This is a genomic window from Pseudomonas sp. KB-10, from assembly GCF_018221585.1.
GTDB classification, from domain to species: Bacteria; Pseudomonadota; Gammaproteobacteria; order Pseudomonadales; family Pseudomonadaceae; genus Aquipseudomonas; species Aquipseudomonas yangonensis.
Map to the genome: position 1 here is coordinate 292,734 of NZ_QYYB01000001.1, position 23,552 is coordinate 316,285.

27 protein-coding genes are annotated in these 23,552 nt (G+C 64.1%); 20 read left to right on the forward strand and 7 right to left on the reverse strand.

Going from position 1 to position 23,552, the window contains the following annotated elements; translation table 11 throughout:
• The first annotated feature begins 43 nt into the window (after positions 1–43).
• The 13 genes from DXK50_RS01275 (at position 44) to DXK50_RS01335 (ending at position 11,803) form a co-directional block, all read left to right on the forward strand.
• Entirely contained in the window at positions 44–670 is a 627-nt protein-coding gene (locus DXK50_RS01275; protein WP_249186636.1) for a LolA family protein, read from the forward strand.
• Positions 654–2,981: an MMPL family transporter gene (locus DXK50_RS01280; protein WP_212629101.1), complete on the forward strand. Its 2,328-nt coding sequence runs from the start codon at positions 654–656 to the stop codon at positions 2,979–2,981. Before DXK50_RS01275 ends, DXK50_RS01280 begins: the two co-directional genes overlap by 17 nt.
• Positions 2,978–4,126 (forward strand): cation:proton antiporter, encoded by a 1,149-nt coding sequence (locus DXK50_RS01285; RefSeq protein ID WP_212629102.1) that lies wholly within the window; start codon positions 2,978–2,980, stop codon positions 4,124–4,126. The genes DXK50_RS01280 and DXK50_RS01285 overlap by 4 nt, the downstream gene beginning before the upstream one ends.
• Complete coding sequence (locus DXK50_RS01290) at positions 4,113–5,360, forward strand: NAD(P)/FAD-dependent oxidoreductase (protein WP_212629103.1); 1,248 nt, start codon at positions 4,113–4,115, stop codon at positions 5,358–5,360. The genes DXK50_RS01285 and DXK50_RS01290 overlap by 14 nt, the downstream gene beginning before the upstream one ends.
• Before the next feature lie 12 nt (positions 5,361–5,372).
• Complete coding sequence (locus tag DXK50_RS01295) at positions 5,373–6,092, forward strand: class I SAM-dependent methyltransferase (protein WP_212629104.1); 720 nt, start codon at positions 5,373–5,375, stop codon at positions 6,090–6,092.
• Positions 6,092–6,586, forward strand: coding sequence for a hypothetical protein (locus tag DXK50_RS01300; protein WP_212629105.1), 495 nt, complete (start codon positions 6,092–6,094; stop codon positions 6,584–6,586). Before DXK50_RS01295 ends, DXK50_RS01300 begins: the two co-directional genes overlap by 1 nt.
• 14 nt (positions 6,587–6,600) lie before the next feature.
• Positions 6,601–7,788 carry a beta-ketoacyl-[acyl-carrier-protein] synthase family protein gene (locus DXK50_RS01305; RefSeq protein ID WP_212629544.1) on the forward strand — a complete coding sequence of 396 codons (1,188 nt, stop codon included), beginning with the start codon at positions 6,601–6,603 and terminating at the stop codon, positions 7,786–7,788.
• Positions 7,785–8,249 carry an ApeP family dehydratase gene (locus DXK50_RS01310; RefSeq protein ID WP_212629106.1) on the forward strand — a complete coding sequence of 155 codons (465 nt, stop codon included), beginning with the start codon at positions 7,785–7,787 and terminating at the stop codon, positions 8,247–8,249. Before DXK50_RS01305 ends, DXK50_RS01310 begins: the two co-directional genes overlap by 4 nt.
• Positions 8,242–8,985, forward strand: coding sequence for a 3-oxoacyl-ACP reductase FabG (gene fabG, locus DXK50_RS01315; protein WP_212629107.1), 744 nt, complete (start codon positions 8,242–8,244; stop codon positions 8,983–8,985). The genes DXK50_RS01310 and fabG overlap by 8 nt, the downstream gene beginning before the upstream one ends.
• Positions 8,985–10,217 (forward strand): beta-ketoacyl-ACP synthase, encoded by a 1,233-nt coding sequence (locus DXK50_RS01320; protein WP_212629108.1) that lies wholly within the window; start codon positions 8,985–8,987, stop codon positions 10,215–10,217. Before fabG ends, DXK50_RS01320 begins: the two co-directional genes overlap by 1 nt.
• The gene (locus DXK50_RS01325) at positions 10,214–10,636 is read left to right on the forward strand and encodes a hypothetical protein (RefSeq protein ID WP_212629109.1); all 423 of its coding nucleotides are present in this window, start codon (positions 10,214–10,216) and stop codon (positions 10,634–10,636) included. Before DXK50_RS01320 ends, DXK50_RS01325 begins: the two co-directional genes overlap by 4 nt.
• A 72-nt stretch (positions 10,637–10,708) precedes the next feature.
• Positions 10,709–11,146, forward strand: a complete 438-nt coding sequence (locus tag DXK50_RS01330) for an excinuclease (RefSeq protein WP_212629110.1) — start codon at positions 10,709–10,711, stop codon at positions 11,144–11,146.
• 66 nt (positions 11,147–11,212) lie between these two features.
• Positions 11,213–11,803, forward strand: coding sequence for an Sbal_3080 family lipoprotein (locus DXK50_RS01335; RefSeq protein WP_212629111.1), 591 nt, complete (start codon positions 11,213–11,215; stop codon positions 11,801–11,803).
• Positions 11,804–11,809: 6 nt separating this feature from the next.
• On the opposite strand, the gene DXK50_RS01340 is transcribed toward DXK50_RS01335, so the two are convergent.
• On the reverse strand, positions 11,810–12,364 hold the full coding sequence (locus tag DXK50_RS01340) for a methyltransferase family protein (RefSeq protein WP_212629112.1): 555 nt from the start codon (positions 12,362–12,364) through the stop codon (positions 11,810–11,812).
• Between the two features lie 63 nt (positions 12,365–12,427).
• On the opposite strand from DXK50_RS01340, the gene DXK50_RS01345 reads away from it, so the two are divergent.
• From DXK50_RS01345 to DXK50_RS01370, 6 genes are read left to right on the forward strand one after another with little or no spacing between them, the layout of a single operon-like run.
• Positions 12,428–12,832, forward strand: coding sequence for a hotdog family protein (locus tag DXK50_RS01345; protein WP_212629113.1), 405 nt, complete (start codon positions 12,428–12,430; stop codon positions 12,830–12,832).
• Positions 12,825–13,709 (forward strand): ABC transporter ATP-binding protein, encoded by an 885-nt coding sequence (locus DXK50_RS01350; protein WP_212629114.1) that lies wholly within the window; start codon positions 12,825–12,827, stop codon positions 13,707–13,709. Before DXK50_RS01345 ends, DXK50_RS01350 begins: the two co-directional genes overlap by 8 nt.
• Before the next feature lie 5 nt (positions 13,710–13,714).
• Positions 13,715–14,896, forward strand: coding sequence for an ABC transporter permease (locus tag DXK50_RS01355; protein WP_249186640.1), 1,182 nt, complete (start codon positions 13,715–13,717; stop codon positions 14,894–14,896).
• A complete protein-coding gene (locus tag DXK50_RS01360; RefSeq protein WP_212629116.1) occupies positions 14,878–15,144 on the forward strand; it encodes an acyl carrier protein in 267 nt (88 codons plus the stop codon). Before DXK50_RS01355 ends, DXK50_RS01360 begins: the two co-directional genes overlap by 19 nt.
• The gene (locus DXK50_RS01365; RefSeq protein ID WP_212629117.1) at positions 15,141–16,247 is read left to right on the forward strand and encodes a beta-ketoacyl synthase N-terminal-like domain-containing protein; all 1,107 of its coding nucleotides are present in this window, start codon (positions 15,141–15,143) and stop codon (positions 16,245–16,247) included. Before DXK50_RS01360 ends, DXK50_RS01365 begins: the two co-directional genes overlap by 4 nt.
• A complete protein-coding gene (locus DXK50_RS01370; protein WP_212629118.1) occupies positions 16,247–16,798 on the forward strand; it encodes a hypothetical protein in 552 nt (183 codons plus the stop codon). The genes DXK50_RS01365 and DXK50_RS01370 overlap by 1 nt, the downstream gene beginning before the upstream one ends.
• 100 nt (positions 16,799–16,898) lie before the next feature.
• Here the strand turns inward: DXK50_RS01370 and DXK50_RS01375 are convergent, their stop codons facing one another.
• From DXK50_RS01375 to DXK50_RS01390, 4 genes are read right to left on the reverse strand one after another with little or no spacing between them, the layout of a single operon-like run.
• Positions 16,899–17,900, reverse strand: a complete 1,002-nt coding sequence (locus DXK50_RS01375; protein WP_212629119.1) for a BtrH-related acyltransferase DarH — start codon at positions 17,898–17,900, stop codon at positions 16,899–16,901.
• Positions 17,897–18,304, reverse strand: a complete 408-nt coding sequence (locus tag DXK50_RS01380; RefSeq protein ID WP_024306647.1) for a DarG family dialkylresorcinol biosynthesis protein — start codon at positions 18,302–18,304, stop codon at positions 17,897–17,899. Before DXK50_RS01380 ends, DXK50_RS01375 begins: the two co-directional genes overlap by 4 nt.
• A complete protein-coding gene (locus DXK50_RS01385) occupies positions 18,294–19,451 on the reverse strand; it encodes a beta-ketoacyl-ACP synthase III (protein ID WP_212629545.1) in 1,158 nt (385 codons plus the stop codon). Before DXK50_RS01385 ends, DXK50_RS01380 begins: the two co-directional genes overlap by 11 nt.
• A 19-nt stretch (positions 19,452–19,470) precedes the next feature.
• On the reverse strand, positions 19,471–20,388 hold the full coding sequence (locus DXK50_RS01390; RefSeq protein ID WP_212629120.1) for a dialkylrecorsinol condensing enzyme: 918 nt from the start codon (positions 20,386–20,388) through the stop codon (positions 19,471–19,473).
• An 83-nt stretch (positions 20,389–20,471) separates the two neighbouring features.
• On the opposite strand from DXK50_RS01390, the gene DXK50_RS01395 reads away from it, so the two are divergent.
• A complete protein-coding gene (locus tag DXK50_RS01395) occupies positions 20,472–20,903 on the forward strand; it encodes a DUF2141 domain-containing protein (RefSeq protein WP_212629121.1) in 432 nt (143 codons plus the stop codon).
• Positions 20,904–20,938: 35 nt separating this feature from the next.
• On the opposite strand, the gene hemE is transcribed toward DXK50_RS01395, so the two are convergent.
• Together hemE and DXK50_RS01405 are read right to left on the reverse strand one after the other, a co-directional pair.
• Positions 20,939–22,006, reverse strand: a complete 1,068-nt coding sequence (gene hemE / locus DXK50_RS01400) for a uroporphyrinogen decarboxylase (protein ID WP_212629122.1) — start codon at positions 22,004–22,006, stop codon at positions 20,939–20,941.
• Between the two features lie 119 nt (positions 22,007–22,125).
• Positions 22,126–23,544: an FAD-dependent oxidoreductase gene (locus DXK50_RS01405; RefSeq protein WP_017678548.1), complete on the reverse strand. Its 1,419-nt coding sequence runs from the start codon at positions 23,542–23,544 to the stop codon at positions 22,126–22,128.
• Positions 23,545–23,552 lie beyond the last annotated feature (8 nt).

Here is a 23,552-nt window from a genome sequence, read left to right on the forward strand (position 1 = left end):
CCTGCTCAGCGCCGCGCTGGCTGGCATCGGCTGCGTAGCCCGGATGCAATCCGGGAAGCCCCTCATCGCCCGCTACATCTCCCGGATTGCATCCGGGCTACTGCTGGCTGGCTTTGCCCAGTTGGCGCTGGCCTTCGACCTCGACCAGCTCAGTGAGCAGCTCGGCAAACCCGAGGTGGTGCGCGGCAGTTTCGTTCAGGAAAAGCACCTGCGTGCCCTGCCGCAACCGCTGACCAGCCGCGGCACCTTCGTCCTGGCCAGGGACCACGGCCTGCTCTGGCTACTCGAACGCCCGCTGCAACAGGACTACCGCATCGACGACAAAGGCATCGCCCGGCGCACCGAGCAAGGCTGGCAGTTCGTCGCCCAGCAAAGCGTCACTGCCCAGCAGAACCGCCTGTTTCTCGCCGTGCTCAAGGGTGACAGCAGCGGCCTGCGCCAGGACTTCGAACTCAGCCTGAGCGGCACCGCCGACGCCTGGCAGCTCGATCTGAAACCGCGCAGCGTGCTGCTCAAACAGGTATTCAACGCCATCGTGATCCGCGGTGGTGAGCTGGTGCAACGCATCGAATTACAGGAAACCCAGGGCGACAGCACCGTGCTGCGTCTCGAGGACAATCAGGCCGACCAGTCCCTGAGCGACGCGGAGCAACATGACTTCCAGAGTTGAATACTGGGGCTCACGACTGTTCCCGCTTGCCCTGCTGCTGCTCATTGTCGTTGCCGCCTGGCAGTGGCGCGGCGGTGCACCGATCTCGGCCAACCTGCTGGAGCTGGTGCCCAGCGGCAAGCCTGAAGCCCTCGAAGAGCAGGCCGTGCAGCGCATGCAGGAGCCGCTCAACCGCGAACTGCTGGTACTGATCAGCCACCCGGAGCGCCAACAGGCCCTGGCGCTCGCAGCGCAGCTGGGCGCCCGCTGGCAACAGCAGACGCTGTTCGAGAAGGTGCAGTGGGACCCGCAAGCCGACCTCAACGCCATCCGCCAGCAATTGCAGGAGCAACGCCTGGCGCTGCTGCCGCCAGCCGACCGCCAGTTGCTGATCGACGATCCTGCGGCGTTCGTGGCCAGGCGCACCCAGGACCTGTTCGACCCCTTTCGCAGCCAGGGTGTCGTCGCCACCAATGACGATCTGCTCGGCCTGAGTACGCTGGCCGAGAAGAATCTCCCGCATCATCACAATATTCAGGTCGATCTCAGCGGTGCGCTGATCGCCGAAAGCGAGGGAACCACCTGGGCCCTGCTGCGCGCCCGGACCAATGCCGACGCCTTCGACGGCAACCTGGCTCTGGCAGTGGACGGTCTGGTCGCCCAGGCCCGCGAGGAAATCGAGGCGCGCGGCGGCCAGATGCTCGCCAGCAGCGGCCTGCTCTATTCCGCCCATGGCCAGCGCCAGGCCACCCGCGAGATCAGTCTGATGGGCGGGCTGGCCAGTGCTGGCGCCCTGCTGATGCTGCTGCTGGTGTTCCGACGCGTGCGCGTGCTGCTGGCGTTCGTACCGGCCGCCATCGGCGTGCTGGCCGGACTTACGGCCTGCGTCGCGGTATTCGGCCATGTCCACGTGATGACCCTGGTGCTGGGCGCCAGCCTGATCGGCGTGGCCATCGATTATCCGCTGCACCTGCTGTCGAAAAGCTGGACGCTGCAACCCTGGGACAGCTGGCATGCCCTGCGTGCCACGCTGCTCGGCCTGACCCTCGGTCTGCTGACCAATGTCATCGGTTATCTGGCCTTGGCCTTCACGCCCTTCCCGGCGCTCAAGCAGGTGGCGATCTTTTCTGCTGCCGGTCTGCTCGGTGCCTATCTGAGCACCCTGTTTCTGCTGCCGACATTGCTGGGCAAGGCCGCGATCCGTCCGTGGCAGCCGCCCCACACCCTGGCGCAGCACCTGCTCGCCTGGCGCGAAGCCTTGCTGCGTCGCCTGTCGACACCCTGGCTGCTGTTGATCTTCGCCCTGTTCTGCGCGGGCGGCCTGCTGCAACTCTCGCACAAGGACGATCTGCGCCAGTGGGCCAGCGTGCCGCCGCAATTGCTGGAGCAATCGAAAGCCATCAGCCAGATCGTCGGGGCGCAGCCTACCAGCCAGTTCTTTCTGGTGCGCGGCGACGACGAAGAGCAACTGCTGCAACGCCAGCTGCAGTTGAGCCAGCGCCTGGACAAGCTGGTGGAGCAAGGCCAGCTGAAGAGCTACCTGGCTTTGAGTCAACTGGTAGCGCCCGTCTCCCAGCAGGCAGAACTGCGCCAGGCACTGGCGCAGCTGCCGCAACACAGCGCCGCGCTCACCGAGCTGGGCATTCCCCTCGCCGCCATCGAGCAAGAGGCGCGGCAGCTGCAAGCGCTGCCGCTGCTGAATATCCAGCAGGTGCTCGCCGCACCGCTCGGTGAACCCTGGCGACCGCTCTGGCTGGGCAATGAAGCCAACGGTCAGGTCGCCGGATTGATCAGCCTGCAGGGGCTGAGCGACAGCGACCTGCTCGTGGCGCAGGCCGAAGGGCTGGAAGGCGTAAAGCTGGTCGACCGCCTCGGCGAACTCAATCGCCTGTTCGCCGCTACTCAGGTCAGCGCCGCCGAGCTGAAACTGGCCTCCTGCCTGCTGATCTTCGTCGTGCTGTGTTTCTCGTTCGGCGCGCGCGGCGCAGCTCGCGTGCTGGCGGTATCGCTGCTGGCAGCGTTGGCCAGCCTGGCGGGCCTCGGCTGGCTAGGCCAGCCGCTGACGCTATTCAGCCTGTTCGGCCTCCTGCTGGTCACCGCCATCGGCGTCGACTACGCCATTCTGATCCGTGAACAGGTCGGCGGCGCCGCCACCAGCCTGCTCGGCACTCTGCTGTCGGCACTGACCACCTGGCTATCGTTCGGCCTGCTGGCAGTGTCCAGCACACCGGCGGTGAGCAACTTCGGCCTGACCATCAGCATCGGCCTGGCCTTCAGTTTTCTTCTCGCCCCCTGGGCAGCTGATGCACATAAACGGGAACAGCATCCGTGAGCGTCGCTCTGTTCTGGCTATTGGCCCTGGTGCTCTACGCGATGGTCAGCGTAATCGGCGGACGACGCCTGATTCCTATCGTCGGCCAACTGCTGGTGGCCGCATTGGCCATCCCGGCGCTGCTGTTACTCTGGGCCGAGCCGCACCTGCACCTGAGCGCCGCCGAGCTGCTCGCACCCGGCTGGCTGGACCTGGCCTATGGACTGTGCTTCGCGCTGCTGCTGGGCTACATCCTCAGCGATGTGATCGATCTGGACCTCAGCCCGGCGTGCGTGAAGATCGCCCTGCCCAGCTTTCTCGTGCCGATGCTCGCCGGCCTGGCCTATTCGCTCTGGCTGCTGCCCGGCGAGCGCGGCTGGCTGAGTGCGATCGGGATCGGCCTGCTGTTCTCCATCACCGCCATTCCCGTGCTCTTCCTGTTTCTGCAGAGCATCGGTTACCCGGCGGCCGACAGCAAACGCCTGCTGCATGCGGCGATCCTGATGGATTTCATGTGCTGGAGCCTGTTCGGTCTCGCTCATGGCAGCAGCCAGCCCACGACACTGCTGTGGCCCCTGCTGGCGGCGCTGCTGCCTCTGCTGCTGCGCTCACTCAGGCTGAACCACCCCGCGTTCTACAGCCTGCCATTCTTCGCCCTGATGCTGGCGTTCGAACAGCTTGAACTGAATGCGCTGGTGTTCGGCATCGGCTACATGCTGTGCCTGGGCTACCTGCGCCAGCCCTTCGTCCTGCCGCTGGCGGAGCGCCACTGGAAGCTGGCGATGAATGGCCTCGCGGTTCCGCTGATACTCACCTATGGCGTGCTGCGCGTCGATTTCCATGGCCTGGATCAACACCTGTCCTGGCTGGTGATAGGTACCCTGCTGGCGCTGCCGGTCATCAGCAAGGTGCTTGGTAGCTGGCTGGGCCTGCATTGGGCAGACCCGGCTGCGGCGGCCCGGATCAAATGGCTTGAAAGCCTGCTGCTGAATATCCGTGGCCTGACCGAAATCGTGTTCCTCAACCTGCTCCTGCAGCTCCAGCTGATTGATTCAACGGTGTACTTCGGCCTGCTGCTGATGAGTCTGTTCTCTACTCTGCTACCTGCCCTGCTGGGTCGGCACGTGGCCAATCATGAAGCGAAAGCCCGCTATGAAATCTCCTGAACTCGAACAACGCCAGATCGTCGTCATCGGTGCCGGTCCGTCCGGCGCCATCGCCGCCGCCATTCTCAAACGCCAGGGCCATGACGTGCTGGTGCTTGAGCGCCAGCGTTTCCCACGCTTTTCCATCGGCGAAAGTCTGCTGTCGCACTGCCTGGACTTCGTCGAGGAAGCCGGCATGCTCGAAGCCGTGCAGGCAGCCGGTTTCCAGACCAAGCACGGCGCCGCGTTCGCCTGGGGCGATCGTTACACCAGCTTCGACTTCCGCGACAAGTTCACCGAGGGCAAGGGCTCGACCTATCAGGTGATTCGCGCCGACTTCGACAAGCTGCTGGCCGACGAGGCCGAGCGTCAGGGCGTGGAGATCCGCTACGAGGAGGAAATCTTCGCCGCGGATTTCTCCGGCGACTGCCCGCGCCTGTCGGTACGCCGCCTGGCCGACGGCTTCGAGTACCAGATCGAGTGCGCCTTCGTCCTCGACGGCAGCGGTTATGGCCGTGTACTGCCGCGCTTGCTCGACCTCGACACACCGTCGGCCTTCCCGGTCCGTCGCGCCGTGTTCACCCATATCGAGGACCGTATCGACCCGGCCTCGGGTTTCAACCGCGAGATGATCCTCATAACCACTCACCCGACCCTGCGTGACGTGTGGTTCTGGACCATTCCATTCAGCAACGGCCGCTGCTCGCTGGGTGTGGTCGCTGCGGCCGAGCACTATGAGAACTACGCGAAGGATCTCGATGCCTGCCTCAAGCAGTTCGTCGCCGAAACCCCATCGCTGAGCAAGGTGCTGGGCAATGCGGTGTGGGATACCCCGGCGCGCGAGATCAACGGTTACTCGGCCAACGTCAAGAGCTTGCACGGGCCAGGCTTTGCCCTGCTGGGCAACGCCGCCGAGTTTCTCGACCCGGTATTCAGCTCGGGGGTGACCATCGCCATGCGCTCGGCGAGCATGGCCGCCGGGCTGCTGCATCGTCAGCTGGGTGGCGAAACGGTGGACTGGGAAAACGAGTTCGCCATCCCGCTCAAACGCGGCGTGGATACCTTCCGCGTCTACGTCGAAGGCTGGTACGAGGGTTCGTTCCAGGACGTGATCTACTACGAAAAAGCCTCCCCGGAGATCCGCCGCATGATCAGCTCGATCCTTGCCGGCTACGCCTGGGACGGTAAGAATCCCTATGTTTCCGAACCTCGTCGGCGCCTGCGGGTGCTGGCCGAGCTTTGCTCCTCGAACTGACAAGGACCGTCGATGAACGCCCTGCGCCCCGTCTCGCCCACCTACGTCGAAGAAACCCGCTTTGGCTTCTGGTTCCTGCAGAGCCATGTGTGGCAACACCACGTATTGCGGGTCGCGATCAACGATCTGGTACGCCTGATAGGCGAACCACTGCCGCACGCGCCCGTCCTGCTGGACGCGGGTTGCGGCCAAGGGCGCTCCTTCGGCCTGCTCGACGCCGTCTTCGCACCGGCGCGGATGATCGGTCTCGACGCCGACCCACACAGCCTCGAGTGCTCGCGCCGAGAGGCCGAGCGCCTCGGCCTGGAGGTTGAGCTGGTCGCCAGCGACTGCGCGGCAATCGACCTGCCCGACGCCAGCGTCGACCTGCTGTTCTGCCATCAGACGCTGCATCACCTGGTGGAACAGGAGAAAGCCCTCGCCGAGTTCTGGCGCGTGCTCAAGCCGGGCGGGCGACTGCTGCTGGCCGAGTCGACCAAGTTCTACATCGACACCTGGGTGATCCGCTGGCTGTTCCGTCACCCGATGCACGTACAACGCAGCGCCGAACAATACCTGGACATGCTGCGTGAGCAGGGTTTCCAGTTCGACGACGCCAGCACCTCCTATCCCTACCTGTGGTGGAGCCGGGCCAAGGACTTCGGCCTGCTGGAGCGCTGGGGGCTGATGCGTCCCAAGCCCGTCGGCCAGCGCGACGAAACGCTGCTCAACGTAGTGGCGCGCAAGCCGTGATGCCACGCATACTCCTGTTCGTCGTCAGCCTGCTGCTGAGCGCCTGCGCCGCCCATACCCCCGTGCCGCAGACGCCACCAGCACTGGTCGCCCCTTTGCCGCTCAGCCTGCAGATCCAGCGTGAGCAGGCGCAGGTGCGACAGGACTGGCTGCTGGTGATCCAAGGCGAGGGCTCGGCCCTGCGCTGGTCACTGATGGATCCACTCGGCATCCCACAGGCACGCCAGCTGCTGGATGCCGGACAATGGCGCAACGACGGCTTGCTGCCCCCACATGCCGAGGCGCGTGAGCTGTTCGCCGCGCTGTTGTTCGCTCTGACCCGAGACGATGCGCTGCAGGCCTACCCGAGCAGCAGTTGGCAACAAGCAGGCGATGACCGGCGCCGACTCGCGCCGGACTGGATCATCGATTACCACGGCCCGCTGGATTTCACCCTGGGCAAGACCGGCCTGAACTACCGGATACGTGCACTGAACCTGGAAGAAAACGATTGATATCCCGCGCCCCCATCCCTGGCTACCTCAATGCACTCGGCCTACTCTGTGCCCTCGGTGAAGGCAAGCAGGCCGTCGCCGATGCGCTGTTCGCCGGCGACGCCTCGGGCATGCGTGCCGAAGAGGACTGGGTCAGCGAGCGCAGCCTGACGGTCGGCGCCGTGCATGCCGAGCTGCCGGCCATGCCGCCCGGCTTCGAGCGTTCGCACAGCCGCAACAACCAGCTGCTGCTGGCTGCGGCGCTGCAGATCGAACCCGAGCTGCGGGCAGCCATCGCCCGCCATGGCGCTCATCGCGTCGGCTTGGTGCTGGGCACCAGCACCTCGGGCATTCGCGAAGCGGGCGACCACATCGGACGCCATCTCAGCGAAGGCGAGCTGCCTGCCGACTACCATTACGCTCAGCAGGAGATGGCCGCGCCAGCGAATTTCCTGGCGGACTGGCTGAAGCTTGGCGGGCCGGTGTACTGCCAGTCCACGGCCTGCACCTCCAGCGCCCGCGCCCTGCTCAGCGCCCATCGCCTGCTGCGCATGGGGCTGTGCGACGCGGTGATCTGCGGCGGTGTGGACAGTCTGTGCCGCCTGACGCTCAATGGTTTCTCATCGCTGGAGGCGGTATCCGCCGAGCCCTGCAATCCGTTCTCGGTGAACCGCAACGGCATCAATATCGGCGAAGCCGCGGTCCTCTTCCTGATGACGCGTGAGCCCGCGCCCATCGCCTTTCTCGGTGGCGGCGCCAGCTCCGACGCCCACCATATCTCCGCCCCGCACCCGGACGGTCTCGGCGCACGCAGCGCGATGGAAAAGGCCCTGGCCAATGCTGGCCTGACGCCGGATCGGATCGACTACCTCAACCTGCATGGCACCGCCACCCGGCATAACGACTCGATGGAGAGCAAGGCCGTGCATGGCCTGTTCCCCAGCGGCCTGCCCTGCTCATCGAGCAAGCCCATGACCGGCCATACCCTGGGCGCAGCAGGTGCGCTGGAGGCGGCCTTCTGCTGGCTGACCCTGAGCGACTACAACCGTGACGGCCTGCTGCCGCCGCACCTCTGGGACGGGCAGTGCGATCCCGAACTGGCCCCGATCGAACTCGTCCAGGCCGGCGCCCGGCTGCCTCGTAGCCAGGGCCTCCACCTGATGAGCAACTCCTTCGCCTTTGGCGGCAACAATGTCGCCCTGATTCTGGGGGATGCGCCATGAAGCTGTGGCCCGTAGCCGAACTGGTGCCTCATGCCGGCAACATGGTGCTGCTCGACGAAGTCCTGAGCTGCGACACGGAAGCGATCGAGGTGCGCCTCGTAGTACGCCCGCACGGCCTGCTCAGCGACGCCGACGGCCACCTGCCGGCCTGGACCGGCATCGAGCTGATGGCGCAGGCCATCGCCGCCTTCGCCGGCGTCCAAGCCAAGCGTGCCGGCCTGCCGGTGGAGCTGGGCTTTCTGCTCGGCACACGCAAGTACAACAGCAACGTCGAGCACTTCCCGGCCGGCAGCGAACTGCACATCCGCGCTCAGTGCTCGCTGCAGGACGACAACGGTATGGGCGTGTTCGAATGCCACCTCACAGGCCCCGGCATCCAGGCCGAAGCCCGCCTCAATGTATTCCGCCCGCCGCAACCGGCGGTCTATCTTCAAGAATCGCAAGAACAATCCCATGACTGAAAATACTTCTGCCGCCACCGTTCTGGTCACCGGCTCCAGCCGTGGTATCGGCCGCGCCATCGCCTTGCGCCTGGCGCGCTCAGGCCATGACATCGTCCTGCACTGCCGTTCGCGCCGCGATGAGGCCGAAGCCGTGCAGGCGCAGATCGCCGAGCTGGGGCGCCAGGCGCGCATCCTGCAATTCGATGTGTCCGATCGCGCCGCCTGCCGCGAGGCGCTGGAGGCCGATGTCGAACAGCACGGCGCCTACTACGGCGTGGTGTGCAACGCCGGCCTGACGCGCGATGGTGCCTTCCCGGCCCTCTCCGAAGACGACTGGGACCAGGTGCTGCGCACCAACCTGGACGGTTTCTACAATGTGCTGCACCCGCTGACCATGCCGATGATTCGCCGTCGTGCGCCTGGGCGCATCGTCTGCATCACCTCGGTGTCGGGGCTGGTCGGCAACCGTGGTCAGGTCAACTACAGTGCCTCCAAGGCCGGCGTGATCGGCGCCGCCAAGGCCCTGGCGATCGAGCTGGCCAAACGCAAGATCACGGTGAACTGCGTGGCACCCGGCCTGATCGATACCGAGATTCTCGACGAACTGGTACCGGTCGAAGAGATCCTCAAGATGATTCCGGCGGCGCGTATGGGCACACCGGAGGAAGTCGCTGGTGCGGTGAACTTCCTGATGTCCAGCGAAGCGGCGTACATTACCCGTCAGGTTCTCGCAGTGAATGGCGGTCTGTGCTGATGAAGCGTGTAGTCGTCACCGGTATGGCCGGTATCACCTCCCTGGGTAGCGACTGGCCAACCATCTCGGCCGCGTTCAAGGCCGGCAAGAGTGGTATCCGGCGCATGGACGAATGGGATCGCTTCACCGAGCTGAACACCCGCCTGGGTGGCCCAGTGGACGATTTCGTCCAGCCCAAGCACTGGAACCGCAAGCAGACCCGCAGCATGGGCCGGGTGTCCAAGCTGGCGGTGTTCGCCGCCGAACGTGCCCTGGAGCACGCCGGCCTGCTCGGCGACCCGTGCATCGCCGACGGCCGCATGGGTGTGGCCTGCGGCTCGTCCACCGGCAGCACCGAGGAGGTCAAGGCCTTCGGCAACATGCTGCTGAACTCGGTGGCCGACGGTCTCAACGCCAACTCCTATATCCGCATGATGCCGCACACCACGGCGGCCAATATCAGCATCTTCTTCGGCCTCAAGGGCCGCCTGATCCCTACCTCCAGCGCCTGCACCAGCGGCAGCCAGGGCATCGGCTACGCCTACGAGGCGATCAAGTTCGGCCGTCTGAAGATGATGCTCGCCGGTGGCGCCGAGGAACTCTGCCCGACAGAGGCCATGGTGTTCGATGCGCTCTACGCCACCAGCCTGAAGAACGACGCCCCGCACACCAGCCCGCGCCCTTACGACAGCGGCCGTGACGGCCTGGTAATCGGCGAGGGCGCCGGCATCCTGGTGCTCGAGGAACTGGAGCACGCCCTCGCCCGCGGCGCCACCATCCATGCCGAGATCGTCGGTTTCGGCTGCAACTCCGACGGCCAGCACGCTACCAAGCCGGTGCAGGAAACCATGCGCGGCGCAATGCAGCTGGCACTCGATGACGCCGGCCTGGAGCCCTCGGCAATCGGTTACGTCAACGGCCATGGCACCGCTACCGAACAGGGCGACGTCGCCGAGACCCTGGCCACCAGCAGCCTGTTCGGCCCGCGCATGCCGATCAGCTCGCAGAAGAGCTATTTCGGCCACACCCTGGGTGCCTGCGGCGCACTGGAGTCCTGGTTCAGTATCGAGATGATGAACTCCGACAGCTATGCGCACACGCTCAACCTCGATCACATCGACCCGGCTTGCGGCGAGCTGGACTATCTGTGCGGCGAGTTCCGCAACATGAGCCACGAGTACGTGATGAACAACAACTTCGCCTTCGGCGGCGTTAACACTTCCCTGATTTTCAAACGCTGGCGCCAATCATGAAACTGATGACTACGCGAACCCTTCCCCGTTTTCTGTTCGTCCTGATACTGGCGGGGCTCGCGGCCTGCAGCCGCGTGCAACCGATCATGACCGTTCATCAGCAGCTGCCCGCCACGACCACCCTGAGCGACGAGCAGCTGCGTGAACCGCTGATCCGCGCCCTGACACGGGCCAAATGGACCCTGGAAGAAGAAGAGGCCAATCGCATCCTGGCGCGTATCGACTTCCGCCAGCACAGCGCCTCCATTACCATCGACTACGCTGGCGGACGCTATGACATCCGCTATCGTGACAGCCACGATCTGGACTACGCGGATGGCAAGATTCACAAGCGTTACAACGCGCTGGTGAAGAAGCTCAATCGGGTGATCCTGCAGGAAGTCCGCATCGCACAAAACCTTACCGGTTCGTTGCAATAAGAGGATGTCTGCAAAGCAGCATGGCCGAGCGCAGCAATTTGCAGGCACCCACATCACCAAGGAGAGAGCTTGATGAAACACAAGTACTGGATCGCCACCGCCTTCTGCGCCAGCCTTCTGCCCGGCCTCAGCCAGGCCCGTGATACCGCGCATTTTCTCGACTTCCAGTCTGTGGTGAACGAAGCCACCCAGGCTGGCCGTCTCGATGGTTCGGTGAAGTTCTACCTGAACAAGATTCCGGCTGGCGCTCAGATTATCAATGCCAACGTCACCACTAGCCAGAAGACCAATGCCTTCAACAAGAGCGATGAGGAAGCCTGCAGCTGGGTGCTGCAATCGGCCCTGATCAAGCTGCAGAACGCCGCCAAGGCTGCCGGTGCCAACGCCGTGGTCGACCTGGCGAGCAACTACAAGAACAAGGAATACCGCGACGACAGCAAATACGAATGCCACGCTGGCGCCATCATGGCCGGCGTTGCATTGAAGGCCAAATACGCCAACGTGAAGTAATCACCGCCCCCTCAGTCAAGGCCACCGCAACGGTGGCCTTGGTTTATCCAAGGAAGACCATTGACCATGCCGCCTGTCCGCTCCTGTCTGCCCTTACTCGCCGCCACCGTGCTGGTCGGCTGCACCGCCACGCAAGTCACCCCCCTGCAAAGCGCAGCGGATCAGATGTGCATCGAGGAGAACCCAAAGGTGCAGGTCAGTGATTTCGTACCCGTGCTGCAGCAGGGCTTCGCCCGTCATGGCATCGAGACGCAGCTGTACGCGAAGATCCCCCGCGAGCAGTGCCCTTATGTGGTGACCTACACAGCCCGCCGCTCATGGGACATGGCGCCGTACCTGTCTACTGCCGAAATAGTCATTCTCGGCCCACGTCGTCAAACCCTGGCCAAGGCCAATTACCACCTGCGCGGCAAAGGCGGTTTATCGCTGATGAAGTGGCAGGGAACCAAGAGCAAGATCGATCCGGTCATCGACGAGTTGCTGGCAAACGTGCAGCTGACTGCCACCGTCGCCACAGAGGCGCAACGCGAAAGCGCTTCACCGCGACGCAAGAGCCTGGATGAGCAGATACGCGAGCTGCAACAGCAGCATCTCGGTTACGAGGACTATCAACGCGCCTACCGAAAACTTCTGCTGGAAAATCAGGCGTCAGACTGATCCCGCTCAGAACACATACGGCACGAACATACGTGTACGTGCCATGTAGTCGCGATAGGCCTCGCCGAAATAGGCCAGGCACTCGCGCTCCTCGCAACGCGCCGAACACCACAGCAGCACGCTGGAGAGCAGCGCCAGCGAGAGAATCAGCGCGTCCATGCGCTTGAAGGCGATGCCCCACGCCAGCAACAGCAGTGAGCAATACATGGGATGCCGGATGTAGTGAAAGATGCCGCCCGTCACCAGTTGAGAGGTTCGCTCGAAGGCGAACAGCTCTTCATCCTGGCGTTGCGCTCCAGCCTTGCCGAAACGCCGCATCTGGTAGATCCCCGCGAACAGCACCAACAGCGAAAGACTGAGCAGAACCCAGGCTATGCGCTGGTTCAGCTCAGCCCGATCTCCAAACCAGGATGAGGCGTTGAGCACCAGCATCACCGCCATCGCCTCCCATGCCAGGAAACGGTAAAACCCGTGGCTACGCGGATTGCCCAGCGTACGCCAGGAAATTCCCACCAGCGCTGCGCTGATCGTCACAAAAGCCACCGACTGCCAGATCGTCACCCCATCCTCCCTCTATCCCTGCCTCTGTTACACTGCGTCGCCCACACGCACCGACCGCTTGCCATGGATCGCACCCAACTGCACACACTGCTGCCGCACCAGGGCGATGCGCTCTGGCTGGATGCATTGGTCGATCACGATGCCCAGAGCATCCGCGGTCTCAGCGCCTGGCATCATCTCCACAAGCTCGGCGAAGATGCCTCTCCTTGCCTGCTGTTCGAAGCGGCAGCCCAACTTTGCGCGGCACATGGTGCCCTATACGGCGAAGCGGATGCCATCGAAATGGCCCTGGTCGGCAAACTTTCCCAGCTCAATCTGCACCCGGTCACAGCGCGCGAAGAGCCGCTTTTGATCAGCGCCCGGCAGGAAGCCTTGAGCCCTGCCGGGGCGCTCTACGCCTTCGCCATCCAGGCCGGCAGCCAACCGCTGCTGGACGGCAAACTGCTGCTGGTGCTCGTTCGTGCTTGAACTACGCGACGTCAGTTTCCGCTATCCGGGGGCAGATAGTCTTGCCCTGCAAAATATCGACCTGCAATTGCAGGAGGGTCAGTGCCTGGGCCTGCTTGGCAGCAACGGCGCCGGCAAGACCACTCTGCTCGCGCTGCTCAGCGAGACCCTGGCAGTGCAGCAAGGTGAGATCAACTGGCACGGTCCGCGCAGCCTCGGACTGGTGCCGCAACAGCTGGCGTTCTATGCCGAGCTGACGGTAGCCGAAAATCTCGCGCTGTTCGCCGACCTCTACCGCCTGCAGGGCGCGCAGCGCCGCCAGCGCCTGGAGCTGTGCATCGCCAGCACTGCTCTGGCAGACAAACTCTCACGTCGCGCTGCGCGCCTTTCAGGCGGCGAGCAAAGGCGACTGAATTTCGCCATCGGCCTGCTCCAGCCCGCGCGCCTGTATCTGTTCGATGAAGCCACCGTCGGTGTCGATGCGAGCAGCCGGCAGCTGTTGCTCGATGCCGTCGAGCGCCTGACCGGCGAAGGCCATGGCGTGATCTACACGAGCCACTATCTGGACGAGGTAGAGCGGGTCGCCGGACGCATCCTGCTGCTGCACGAAGGCCGGGTGCGCCTCGATGTGGACAAACAGCAACTGCTCGAAGGTGGCCACGGCCTGCTGCTGGAGTGGCCAGAGCAGGTTCCCGAAGCTTTTCAGACGCTGCTCGGCCAGCTGAATCTGGAGGCGGAGGCGCTGCCCACCGGCATGCGTATCGGCAACCTGGACGCTCAGCAGTTGCTGGCGATCACCCGGTTCATCGCCGCGCAGCCGGTGCCTCCGAGCCTGCTGCGTTTCGGCCGCCCATCACTGGAGCAGCTCTACCTGAGCCTCAACGGAGGCCGCCTGTGAGCCCGATGCTGGCGCTGATCCGCAAGGAATGCCTGCTGCTGCTGCGCGATCCGCATGCGCTGGCCGTGCTGTTCATCATGCCGATCCTGTTTCTCGTGCTGATGGCGGCAGCCTTGTCCAATTACCTGCGCGACGAGCCACCGCCCCTGAGCCTGGTGCTGGAGGTCGCGCAAGCCAGCGAAGCCAGCGTGTTCTTCCTGCATGCGCTGCAGGAACAACTGCCGGGCAGTCACCTGCTCGCCAGCAGCGAGGAGCCCTTGCCCCGAATCAGCCTGGCCGAGAATTTTTCCGAGACCTTGCTGGAAACACCTCACATAGGCCCCAGGTTGAGCTTCCCACCGCGCACCGATGGCCAGACCCGCCAGCGTCTGCGCGCAGCGCTGAACATCGCCCTGGCGCAGACCCGCCTGCTGGCCTACCTGGAGGACAGCGACGCGCTGGACGACGGTATGAGTACCGAGCAACGCTGGCAGTTGATTCGCCAGCGCACCCAGAGCGAGATCAGCGAACGGCAGATGCTGGCCAGCGGCGAGCTAAGTGGCAGAGCCAACGCCAGTCAGCTGAGCGTGCCGGCCTGGCTGATCTTCGGCATGTTCTTCGTCGCCCTGCCAATGGCCGGTGGCTTCCAGCGGGAACAGCAAAGCGGCGCCCTGCTGCGTTTCCGCGCGCTGGGGCTCAGTCCCACAACCTTGGTAATGAGCAAGTTGCTGCCCTACGTGGCCATCAACCTGGTGCAGTTCGCCCTGCTGCTGGCGATCGGAGTGCATGTGCTGCCCCTGATCGGTCTCAGTGGTCTGACCCTGCCGGGCGCCCCGCTGGCCTACCTGCTGCTCGCACTGAGCCTGAGCCTGGCGGCCTGCAGCCTCGGCCTGTTCCTGGCTTCACTGGCGCGCAGTGGCGAGCAGGCGTTGCTGCTGGGCGGCGGCATCAATATCATCCTCGCCGCAATCGGCGGCATCATGGTGCCCAAGAGCGTGATGCCCGAGGCCATGAGTCAATTGGCGGAAGTCTCCCCCATGAGCTGGGCGCTGGACGCCTTTCTGACCCTGCTAGTCGGCCAGGGAAGCCTCGCCGACATCACCCCTGATTGCGCCCGCCTTCTGCTGTTCGCCCTGTTGCTGGGCGGCGGCGGGCTTCTCCTGTTCCGCAAACGAGTGCAGCAAACGCAATGGACGACACATTACTAGAACAAGAACTCAAGCAATTGCTGATCCGTGAGTGCGACAAGGAAGACGACATCGACTGGCAAAGCATCGCCAACGACGAGCCGCTGTTCGGTCAGCAGAGCCGGATCGCCATGGACAGCCTCGACGCCCTGCAGGTCTCGCTGGCCCTTCAGCAGCGCTACGGTGTGCGCATCGAAGGCGCCAAGGACGGCAGGCGCATTCTCAACAGCATCGCCAGCATTGCGGCCTTTATCAGGCAGAAATCGTGACCCCCGTCTATTTGCAGCGAGGCGCCCTGCTCAGTGCGCTCGGTGCCGACCTGCACGCAGCCGGCATGGCCCTGCGCCAGGGCGCCTTGCCGGCTCCCAGCCCATTCCTGCTGCATGAATTGCAGCAGCCGCGCCCCTATCTGTACGCCAGCAGCAATGGGGAAAGCCGCGACGAGCATTGTGACCGACTGATCGGCGAAGTCCTCGACAATACCTCCGGCAAACTGGATGACTGTTTGTTGATCGTCGCCAGCACCAGTCTGGACATCGACGACCTTGAACAGCGTGCCGCTGCGGCAGGTGGCTTCCGCCTGGAGCACTCGACATCGCTCGACCTGCTGGCCGAGCGCTCTCGCCAACGCTGGGGCTTCGCTGACGCCTTCACCCTCAACACCGCATGCACCAGCGCAGCCAACGCTCTGCTCTATGGTGCACGAATGCTGGCGGCCGGCCTGTACGAGCGCGTACTGGTACTGGCCTTCGAGACGCCCAGTGCCGTCGCCAGGCAGGGCTTCGGTGCGCTCGACCTGACCAGCCCGAGCGGCGCCTACCGTCCCTTCCACCCCGAACGCGACGGCCTGATTCTCGGTGAGGCCTATGCCGTCACGCTGCTGGCGCGGGAGCCTGGTGACGCCCCACTGGCGAAGCTGCTCGGCGGCTTCAGTGCCTGCGACACCAGCAACCTGACCACCACTCGCGAAGATGGCAGCCATATCGACTGGGTGATGCGCGAAGCACTGCGCAGCGCTGGCGCCAGTATCGAGCAGATCGGTCTGGTGAAGCTGCACGGCACCGCCACCGCTGCCAATGACCGCGCCGAGAGTAACGGCGTGCGCCGACTATTCGGTGACTATCTGCCGCCCCTGTGTGTGCTCAAACCCTGGCTGGGCCATACGCTGGGCGCCTGCGGCCTCAGTGAAACCCTGCTGATGATGGAAAGCTGCGACCACCTGCCTGGCCTAGACTACGCCGACCAGGCCTTGCTGCCGCTGCACGCCAGCCCCATAGCCGTCGCCGGGGACCGCCTGTTGCTGGCCAACTTCTTCGGGTTCGGCGGCAACAATGCCAGCCTCGTATTGCAAAGCTGCCAGGGGAGCGATTGATGAAACAGGTAATCGCTGCATGTAGCGTGAGCGGCTCCGCGGGCTGTTCCGACAAGGACCTGAAGGCCGCCCTGAGCCAGTGGCTGGCAGCTCCGCCACGGCGCATCGACCGGCTTATCCTGCAGGCCCTGCTCTGTACCACGCCGATGAAAGATAGCGTCCAGAGTCGCTGCGGCCTGTACCTTGCTTCCCATCACCCAGCACGCGCCACCATGGGCGCCCTGCTCGACGCGGTGTGCGTTCACCAGCTCCAGCCCAAGCCCTTCGAGTTCGTCAATAGCGTGAGCAACGCCGCCGGCTTCCATGTTGCCGCGCAGCTGGGGCTGGAAGGCCCCAACCTGTTTATCGGTGCAGGGCCGAACGTCTGGAAACAGCTCCAGGCGCTGGCCTTGCTGGACCTCGGCGATGGCCTGGTCGATCAGGCGCTGCTGGTGGTGATCGACGAGAATGACGGCTTTCAGGCGCAGGCGGTGCTGATCGAAGCGCCAACCGAAGCACAGGACTTCGCCGAGCTGACGGCCGGCATCGATGTACTGCAGTTGCAGCTCTAATCTGCTTTGTTGACTGCGTTGGTGGGCTGAAGCCCACCCTACGGGGCGGCAGATGCAATTCGGTGACTGCAGGGTGAGCCTCAGCCCACCGCGATCAGCCTCAACCCTTGCGCTTGGCCCAGGCGCCCAATTCCCTCATCAGGCCCTGCTCCTGATCGGCAATAGCCCGCAAGCTGTCGGCGATCGGCCTGAAATCCGGCGCCTCGCCCTTGCTGCGGCTGGCACGCACGCAGGCCGAGGCGAACTGGCGCCACTCGTCGCCCACCGCCGTGAGCCGCACCGAAGCCTCCTGCAGGCTGGCATCGCCGATCTTCTCGCCGGCCTCCTGCAGGAAGCTGGCGTACATGAAGCGAAAACCCGCACCGCCGGTGCCGATCTCCTCCTGCATACGCACGATATGGGTCAGATACAGGCGGTTGTACTTGGCCTGCGCAGGGTCGAGCGCCTCGACGCATTTGGCCAGGTGTCGGATGCCGCGAATGCCGATCCACGGCAGCGGCATGCCGTCGAGGATGCGTGAGGTGGACAGCACGCTCTGGCGAATCAGCCGCTCCCAGTCCTGCTCCGGCGACACATCGTCGAGGTAGTACATCAACCCCTTGGCAGCCAGCGCGCCCTTGGCGAAGCGCGCTTTCTGCAGATCTGCGCTGGCACAGCGCACCGGCTCCTCGAACACCGGATCGCTGAGCAGGTACTCGTCGCCCTCGCGCCCATAGGCCAGCAGGTTGTGAGCGTTGAAGTGAAAGCGCATCTCCGCCGGGAAGTACGGCAACCAGAACACCGAGCTCTGCAGACCAGCCAGGCGCCCGCTATCAAGCGCCGCATCCAAGGCCGCGCGGCCCTGCTCGGGGTTGGCGAAGGTGCGGCTGGTCAGGCGCACGCCGAGGCGCTTGCTCAGGGTCTTGATCAGGTGCCGTGGCGGCATGCGATAGGCGATCAGCGGCATGCCGCCGATCTTGACGACTGGCAGGTAGGCGAAGGCCAGGCCGGATGCCAGGCCGAAGGCCATTGGCTCGCTCATCGGCAAACCGGCATGGGTGAGCAGGCTGGCCATGACGCCACTTTCGCAGTGGGCGCTCTGGCGGTGCTGGAACGCAGTCATGGCAACTCTCTCTGGTAACGACGCAACTCGTCGACGGTCAGGCCGAAGGCCTCGGCGTAGCGTGCCAGCACCGAGGTGCTCAGGCGGCGGTAGATTTGCGGGCGAAAGTGGCGACGCACGCGCCACTGCCACAGACCGGTGATCTGCGCCAGCGCCGGTTCGTCCATGCGATAGCGATACATCAGACATTTCAGCGGCGACAGCTCGCCACGCTGCCAAAGCGCCAAAGCCTCGGCTTCCTGGGCCTGCAACTCGGCGACGGCCAGTTGCGTGGCGTAGGACTCGGGATCCCAGCCTACGCTCTGCGCGCCCTGGTAATGACCGCTTTCATCGACCGCATAGAGCAGCTTGCTATGCCCGCCATAGGCAGAGCCGGGATCCTGCGGAACCTCGTCAACTTTCATCGCCAACCACCGTCAGGTGCATGAATGCACTGGAGAAACGCCCGCTTTCAGGCACGTAACAGAGCAACCGCTGGCCGCTGCGCAAACGACCTCCGTTGAACAGTTCTTCGAGGATGATGAAGATCGAGGCCGCGCCGGTATTGCCCTTGCTGGTCAGGTTGGTGAACCAGCGCTCCATCGGGATCGGCAGCTCGACCTTGGCCAGGCCCGCACCCAGCGGCTCGCGGAAGAACTCCGAGGAGTAGTGCGGCAGGAACCAGTCGATGTCCGCCACACGCAGCTCGCGCCGCGCCATGATCCGGCGCAGCGCCTCTTCCACGGTGTACTTGACGATGTTCTCGTTGAGCAGCTTGACGTTCTGCTTGATCGCCATCACCGACTGCTTCGCGCGCTCGTCGGCATCGTAGTGGCTCCAGCCACGCAGTGTGCCGTCCTGCATGTCGGCGCCGGCGTACATGCAGGGCGGCATCTGGTCGGCGAAGGAAAGGATATCCAGCCAGTCGATACGCAGACTCAGCCCGCTTTCGTTGGGGCGATCCTGCAGCAGCATGGCACCTGCGCCATCGGAAAGCATCCAGCGCAGAAAGTCCTTCTCGAAGGCGATCTCCGGGTGCTTTTCCAGCTCATCGATACGGCTTTCGTATTCGGCGTTGAAGTTGCGCGCCTGCATCAGCGTCGAGGCGACCTCAGAACCGCAGGCCACGGCATTGCGGCTCTCGCCACTGGCCACACTCATCCAGGCATATTTCAGCGCCGTCATCCCGCACAGGCAGATACCGGCCGTGGTCGCCACCTCGCAGGACGGATTGCCCAGCTCGCCATGCACCATTACCGCGTGCCCCGGCATCACCTGATCCGGCGACGAGGTGCTGGCCACCAGGCAGTCGAGCTGGTTCAGTTCAAAACCTCCGCCCTGCAAACCACGTATCGCTTCGGCACTGAGCTGCGCATTGCTCATGCTCGGCTCGCCAGTCGCGGGGTCGATCACGTAGTGACGCTGCCGGATCCCATTGCGGCGCAGCACCAGTTTGCGCGCACGCGACGGCTTGCCACCGACCATGCCCAGGCGCGCTTCCATCTGCTCGTTGTCCACGGGCTCGTGCGGCAGGCAGGCGCTGATGCGGTTGATGAATACAGGGGTTACCACGGTCTTACCTCGGGTCACTTCACTCGCCGGATGGGCCGGCAAAGTAGGCCTTCTCTCGCTGGATACGCGCCTTGAACAGCTGCGCCAGCATTTTTTTCAAAACAGCCGTGATGGGTACCACGGTCAGGATCAGGCAAATCAGGAATACGATGTACAGCATCAGTCCGGCGCCACGGCGCCGACTCTGCTGCGGGCCGAGCGCCGAGAGCAGACGACTCCACAGGGTAAAGCTGCGATTGCCGACCTTTTCGCTGGCGATCAGTTTTTCATCTACCTTGACTGCGCCCAAGCCAGTGAGCATCGGAGCCTCGATCGGTAGGTCGTCAGCCAGCAGCCGCCGCGCCATAGCGTCGCCGAAGCGGCTGGCCGCCGCCAATTCCCGTTCGTCGATACCGGCGCGCGGCACCCAGCTGTAGGGCTTCTGCCGGCCGGTGAACATCCACAGCGGCGTGGCCAGGAAACTGGCGGCCGTGCCGCAGGCATCGGTCAACACGATGTTGTCCACCAGGCGCGCGCCCAGCGCGTTCAGGCGCGCCTTAACCTTCTCCTGCGCCATCAGCCACATATTGCGGCAACCGATCAGCGTGACCACCGAGGTGCCTTTCAACAGGCGAGCCGCCTCGGGCGAAGCGAGAAAGCTGGTGCACGGCAGCGACGGCGAGAGAAACCAGACCTGGTAGGCCAGGATCACCAAGTCATAGCGTTTGTCGGCATCCACGGCCAGCGGCAGCAACGGCTGCGGCTTCATCAGCACGGTTTCCGGGAAGATGCGAAAAAACCCGAGAAATGGCCAGGGAAAGGGGAAAGGTTCAGCCGGCTGCAGCGCCAGGAAATCCGCCTGGATGTCGTCACACTCGCGCAGTGGCCCACAGACCGATCGCACCAGGCGGTCTAATTGGCCAGTCTGAGAAAAGTGGACGACTAAAACATGACGCATTCGCGGCGCATTCCCTGCAAAATGGCCGGATTATGCCACAGAGCCTTCTTCAAACCGTAACCTGCATACGCCAACTTTGCCTATTGGTTCCGCTCCTCGTTTGCCAGACGATCCAGGCAGGCGACCTGCTGGTCGAAGTAGAAGGCAGGCAGGATCAGGCAAACCTGTATCTGGCCCTGGTGCCAGCCGACCAGCCAGAGTGGCAGCCCAGCCTGCGCGAACTACATGGAGCGGAAACGCCGCTGCTTATTACCAACCTGTCACCCGGTCGCTACGCCGTGCAGGTGTTCCAGGACAGCAACGGCAATGGCCAACTGGATCTCAGCCCCCGCGGCATCCCGCTGGAGCCGGTAGGTTTCTCCGGCAACCCATCACTCTTCGGCGGCAAACCCACACCCCAGGACAGCCTGTTCGAGCATGGCGCGGCAGACAGCGTGATCAGCGTGCGCCTGATTTCGCCGCGCAAGAAAAAGGAACGCGTGGCGCCGTTAGCACCACGCAACGGCAGCCGCTAGCGGCCAGGCAAACAGGTTCGGCTGCCTGGCCCCACTTACTGGTGATATTGCGCGGACAACTCGTGCACAGCCTCGAAGAAAGCGCCAGCGTGAGCCGGGTCGACCTCCGGGGTGATGCCATGGCCGAGGTTGAACACATGGCCGCTGCCGGCGCCGTAGGCCGCCAGGATACGCGCCACTTCGGCGCGGATCGCTGCCGGCTTGGCGTAGAGCACTGCCGGGTCCATGTTGCCCTGCAGAGCGACCTTGGCACCGACTCGGGCACGGGCGCTGCCGATATCGCAGGTCCAGTCCAGACCCAGCGCCTCGGCGCCACTATCGGCCATGGACTCCAGCCACAGGCCACCGCCCTTGGTGAACAGGATCACCGGCACGCGGCGCCCGTCGTGCTCGCGGATCAGGCCGTCGACGATTTTCTTCATGTAAGCCAGGGAGAACTCCTGATAGGCCGCCGCCGACAGCGCGCCGCCCCAGGAATCGAAGATCTGCACAGCCTGTGCCCCGGCCAGGATCTGCCCGTTGAGATACGCCGTGACCGACTGCGCCAGCTTGTCGAGCAGTGCATGCAGGGCCTGTGGCTTGTCGTAGAGCATGGCCTTGGTCTTGCGGAAATCCTTCGACGAGCCGCCTTCGACCATGTACGTGGCCAGCGTCCAGGGGCTGCCGGAGAAACCAATCAGCGGCACACGACCGTTCAGCTCGCGGCGAATGGTGCGCACGGCATCCATCACGTAGCCCAGATCCTTCTCGGCATCCGTCACCGGCAACGCCTCGATGTCGGCCAGGCTACTGACCACCTTCTTGAAACGCGGGCCTTCGCCGGTCTCGAAGTACAGGCCCTGGCCCATCGCATCAGGGATGGTGAGGATGTCGGAGAACAGAATCGCCGCATCCAGCTGCGGGTAACGATCCAGCGGCTGGATGGTGACTTCGCAAGCCAACTCCGGATTCTTCATCAGGCTCACGAAGTCGCCGGCCTTGGCCCGGGTCGCGCGGTACTCCGGCAGATAGCGACCGGCCTGGCGCATCATCCAGATCGGCGTGACATCCACGGGTTGCTTGAGCAGGGCACGAAGGAAACGGTCGTTCTTCAGGGCGGTCATGGCGGCATCCGGCGAAAAAAGTGCGGGCATTTTCGCAGACCCCAAAACAAAAGGCACGGCGGGTGCCGTGCCTTTTGTCCATCGCGACGATTTGTCTCGCCTTTACTTGCCCTGCGTCATCAGACGCCGAGATAGTCGAGGATGCCTTCGGCGGCGTTGCGGCCTTCGAAGATCGCCGTCACCACCAGGTCGGAACCACGCACCATGTCGCCACCGGCGAAGATCTTCGGGTTGCTGGTCTGGTGCTTGAACTGCGACTGCTCGGGCGCCACGACGCGGCCCTGGCTGTCGGTCTGGATCTCGAACTGCTCGAACCAGGGCGCCGGGCTCGGGCGGAAGCCGAAGGCGATCAGCACGGCTTCGGCCGGGATGATCTCCTCGGAGCCCGGGATCGGCTCGGGGCTGCGACGGCCGCGGGCGTCAGGCTCACCGAGACGGGTCTCGACCACCTTGATGCCTTCCACCTTGTCTTCGCCGACAATGGCGATGGGCTGGCGGTTGAAGAGGAACTTCACGCCCTCTTCCTTGGCGTTCTTCACTTCCTTGCGCGAGCCCGGCATGTTCTCTTCGTCACGGCGGTAGGCGCAGGTCACGGCCTTGGCGCCCTGACGGATCGAGGTGCGGTTGCAGTCCATCGCGGTGTCGCCACCGCCCAGTACCACGACACGCTTGCCCTTCATGTCGATGAAGTCTTCCGGCGACTTCTCGAAACCCAGGTTGCGGTTGACGTTGGCGATGAGGAAGTCCAGCGCGTCGTAGACGCCCGGCAGGTCCTCGCCCGGGAAGCCGCCCTTCATGTAGGTGTAGGTGCCCATGCCCATGAACACGGCATCGTACTCATCCAGCAGTTGCTGCATGGTCACGTCCTTGCCGATCTCGGTGTTCAGGCGGAACTCGATGCCCATGCCGGTGAAGACTTCACGGCGGCGGCTGAGCACGGTCTTTTCCAGCTTGAACTCTGGGATGCCGAAGGTCAGCAGACCGCCGATTTCCGGGTTCTTGTCGAACACCACCGGGGTCACGCCGTTGCGCACCAGCACGTCGGCGCAGCCCAGGCCCGCCGGGCCGGCACCGATCACCGCGACACGCTTGCCGGTCGGCTTGACCTTGGACATGTCCGGACGCCAGCCCATGGCGAAGGCGGTGTCGGTGATGTACTTCTCCACCGAACCGATGGTCACCGCGCCGAAGCCGTCATTGAGGGTGCAGGCACCCTCGCAGAGGCGATCCTGCGGGCACACGCGGCCGCAAACTTCCGGCAGGGTATTGGTCTGGTGCGAGAGTTCGGCGGCGGCCAGGATGTTGCCTTCCGACACCAGCTTGAGCCAGTTCGGAATGAAGTTGTGCACCGGGCACTTCCACTCGCAATACGGGTTGCCGCAGCCCAGGCAGCGATGTGCCTGGTCAGCGGCCTGCGCCGGCTTGAAGTTGTCGTAGATCTCGACGAATTCCTTCTTGCGCTGACGCAGCAGTTTCTTCTTCGGGTCTTTGCGCCCGACTTCGATGAACTGGAAGTCGTTATTCAGACGTTCAGTCATTGCATTAC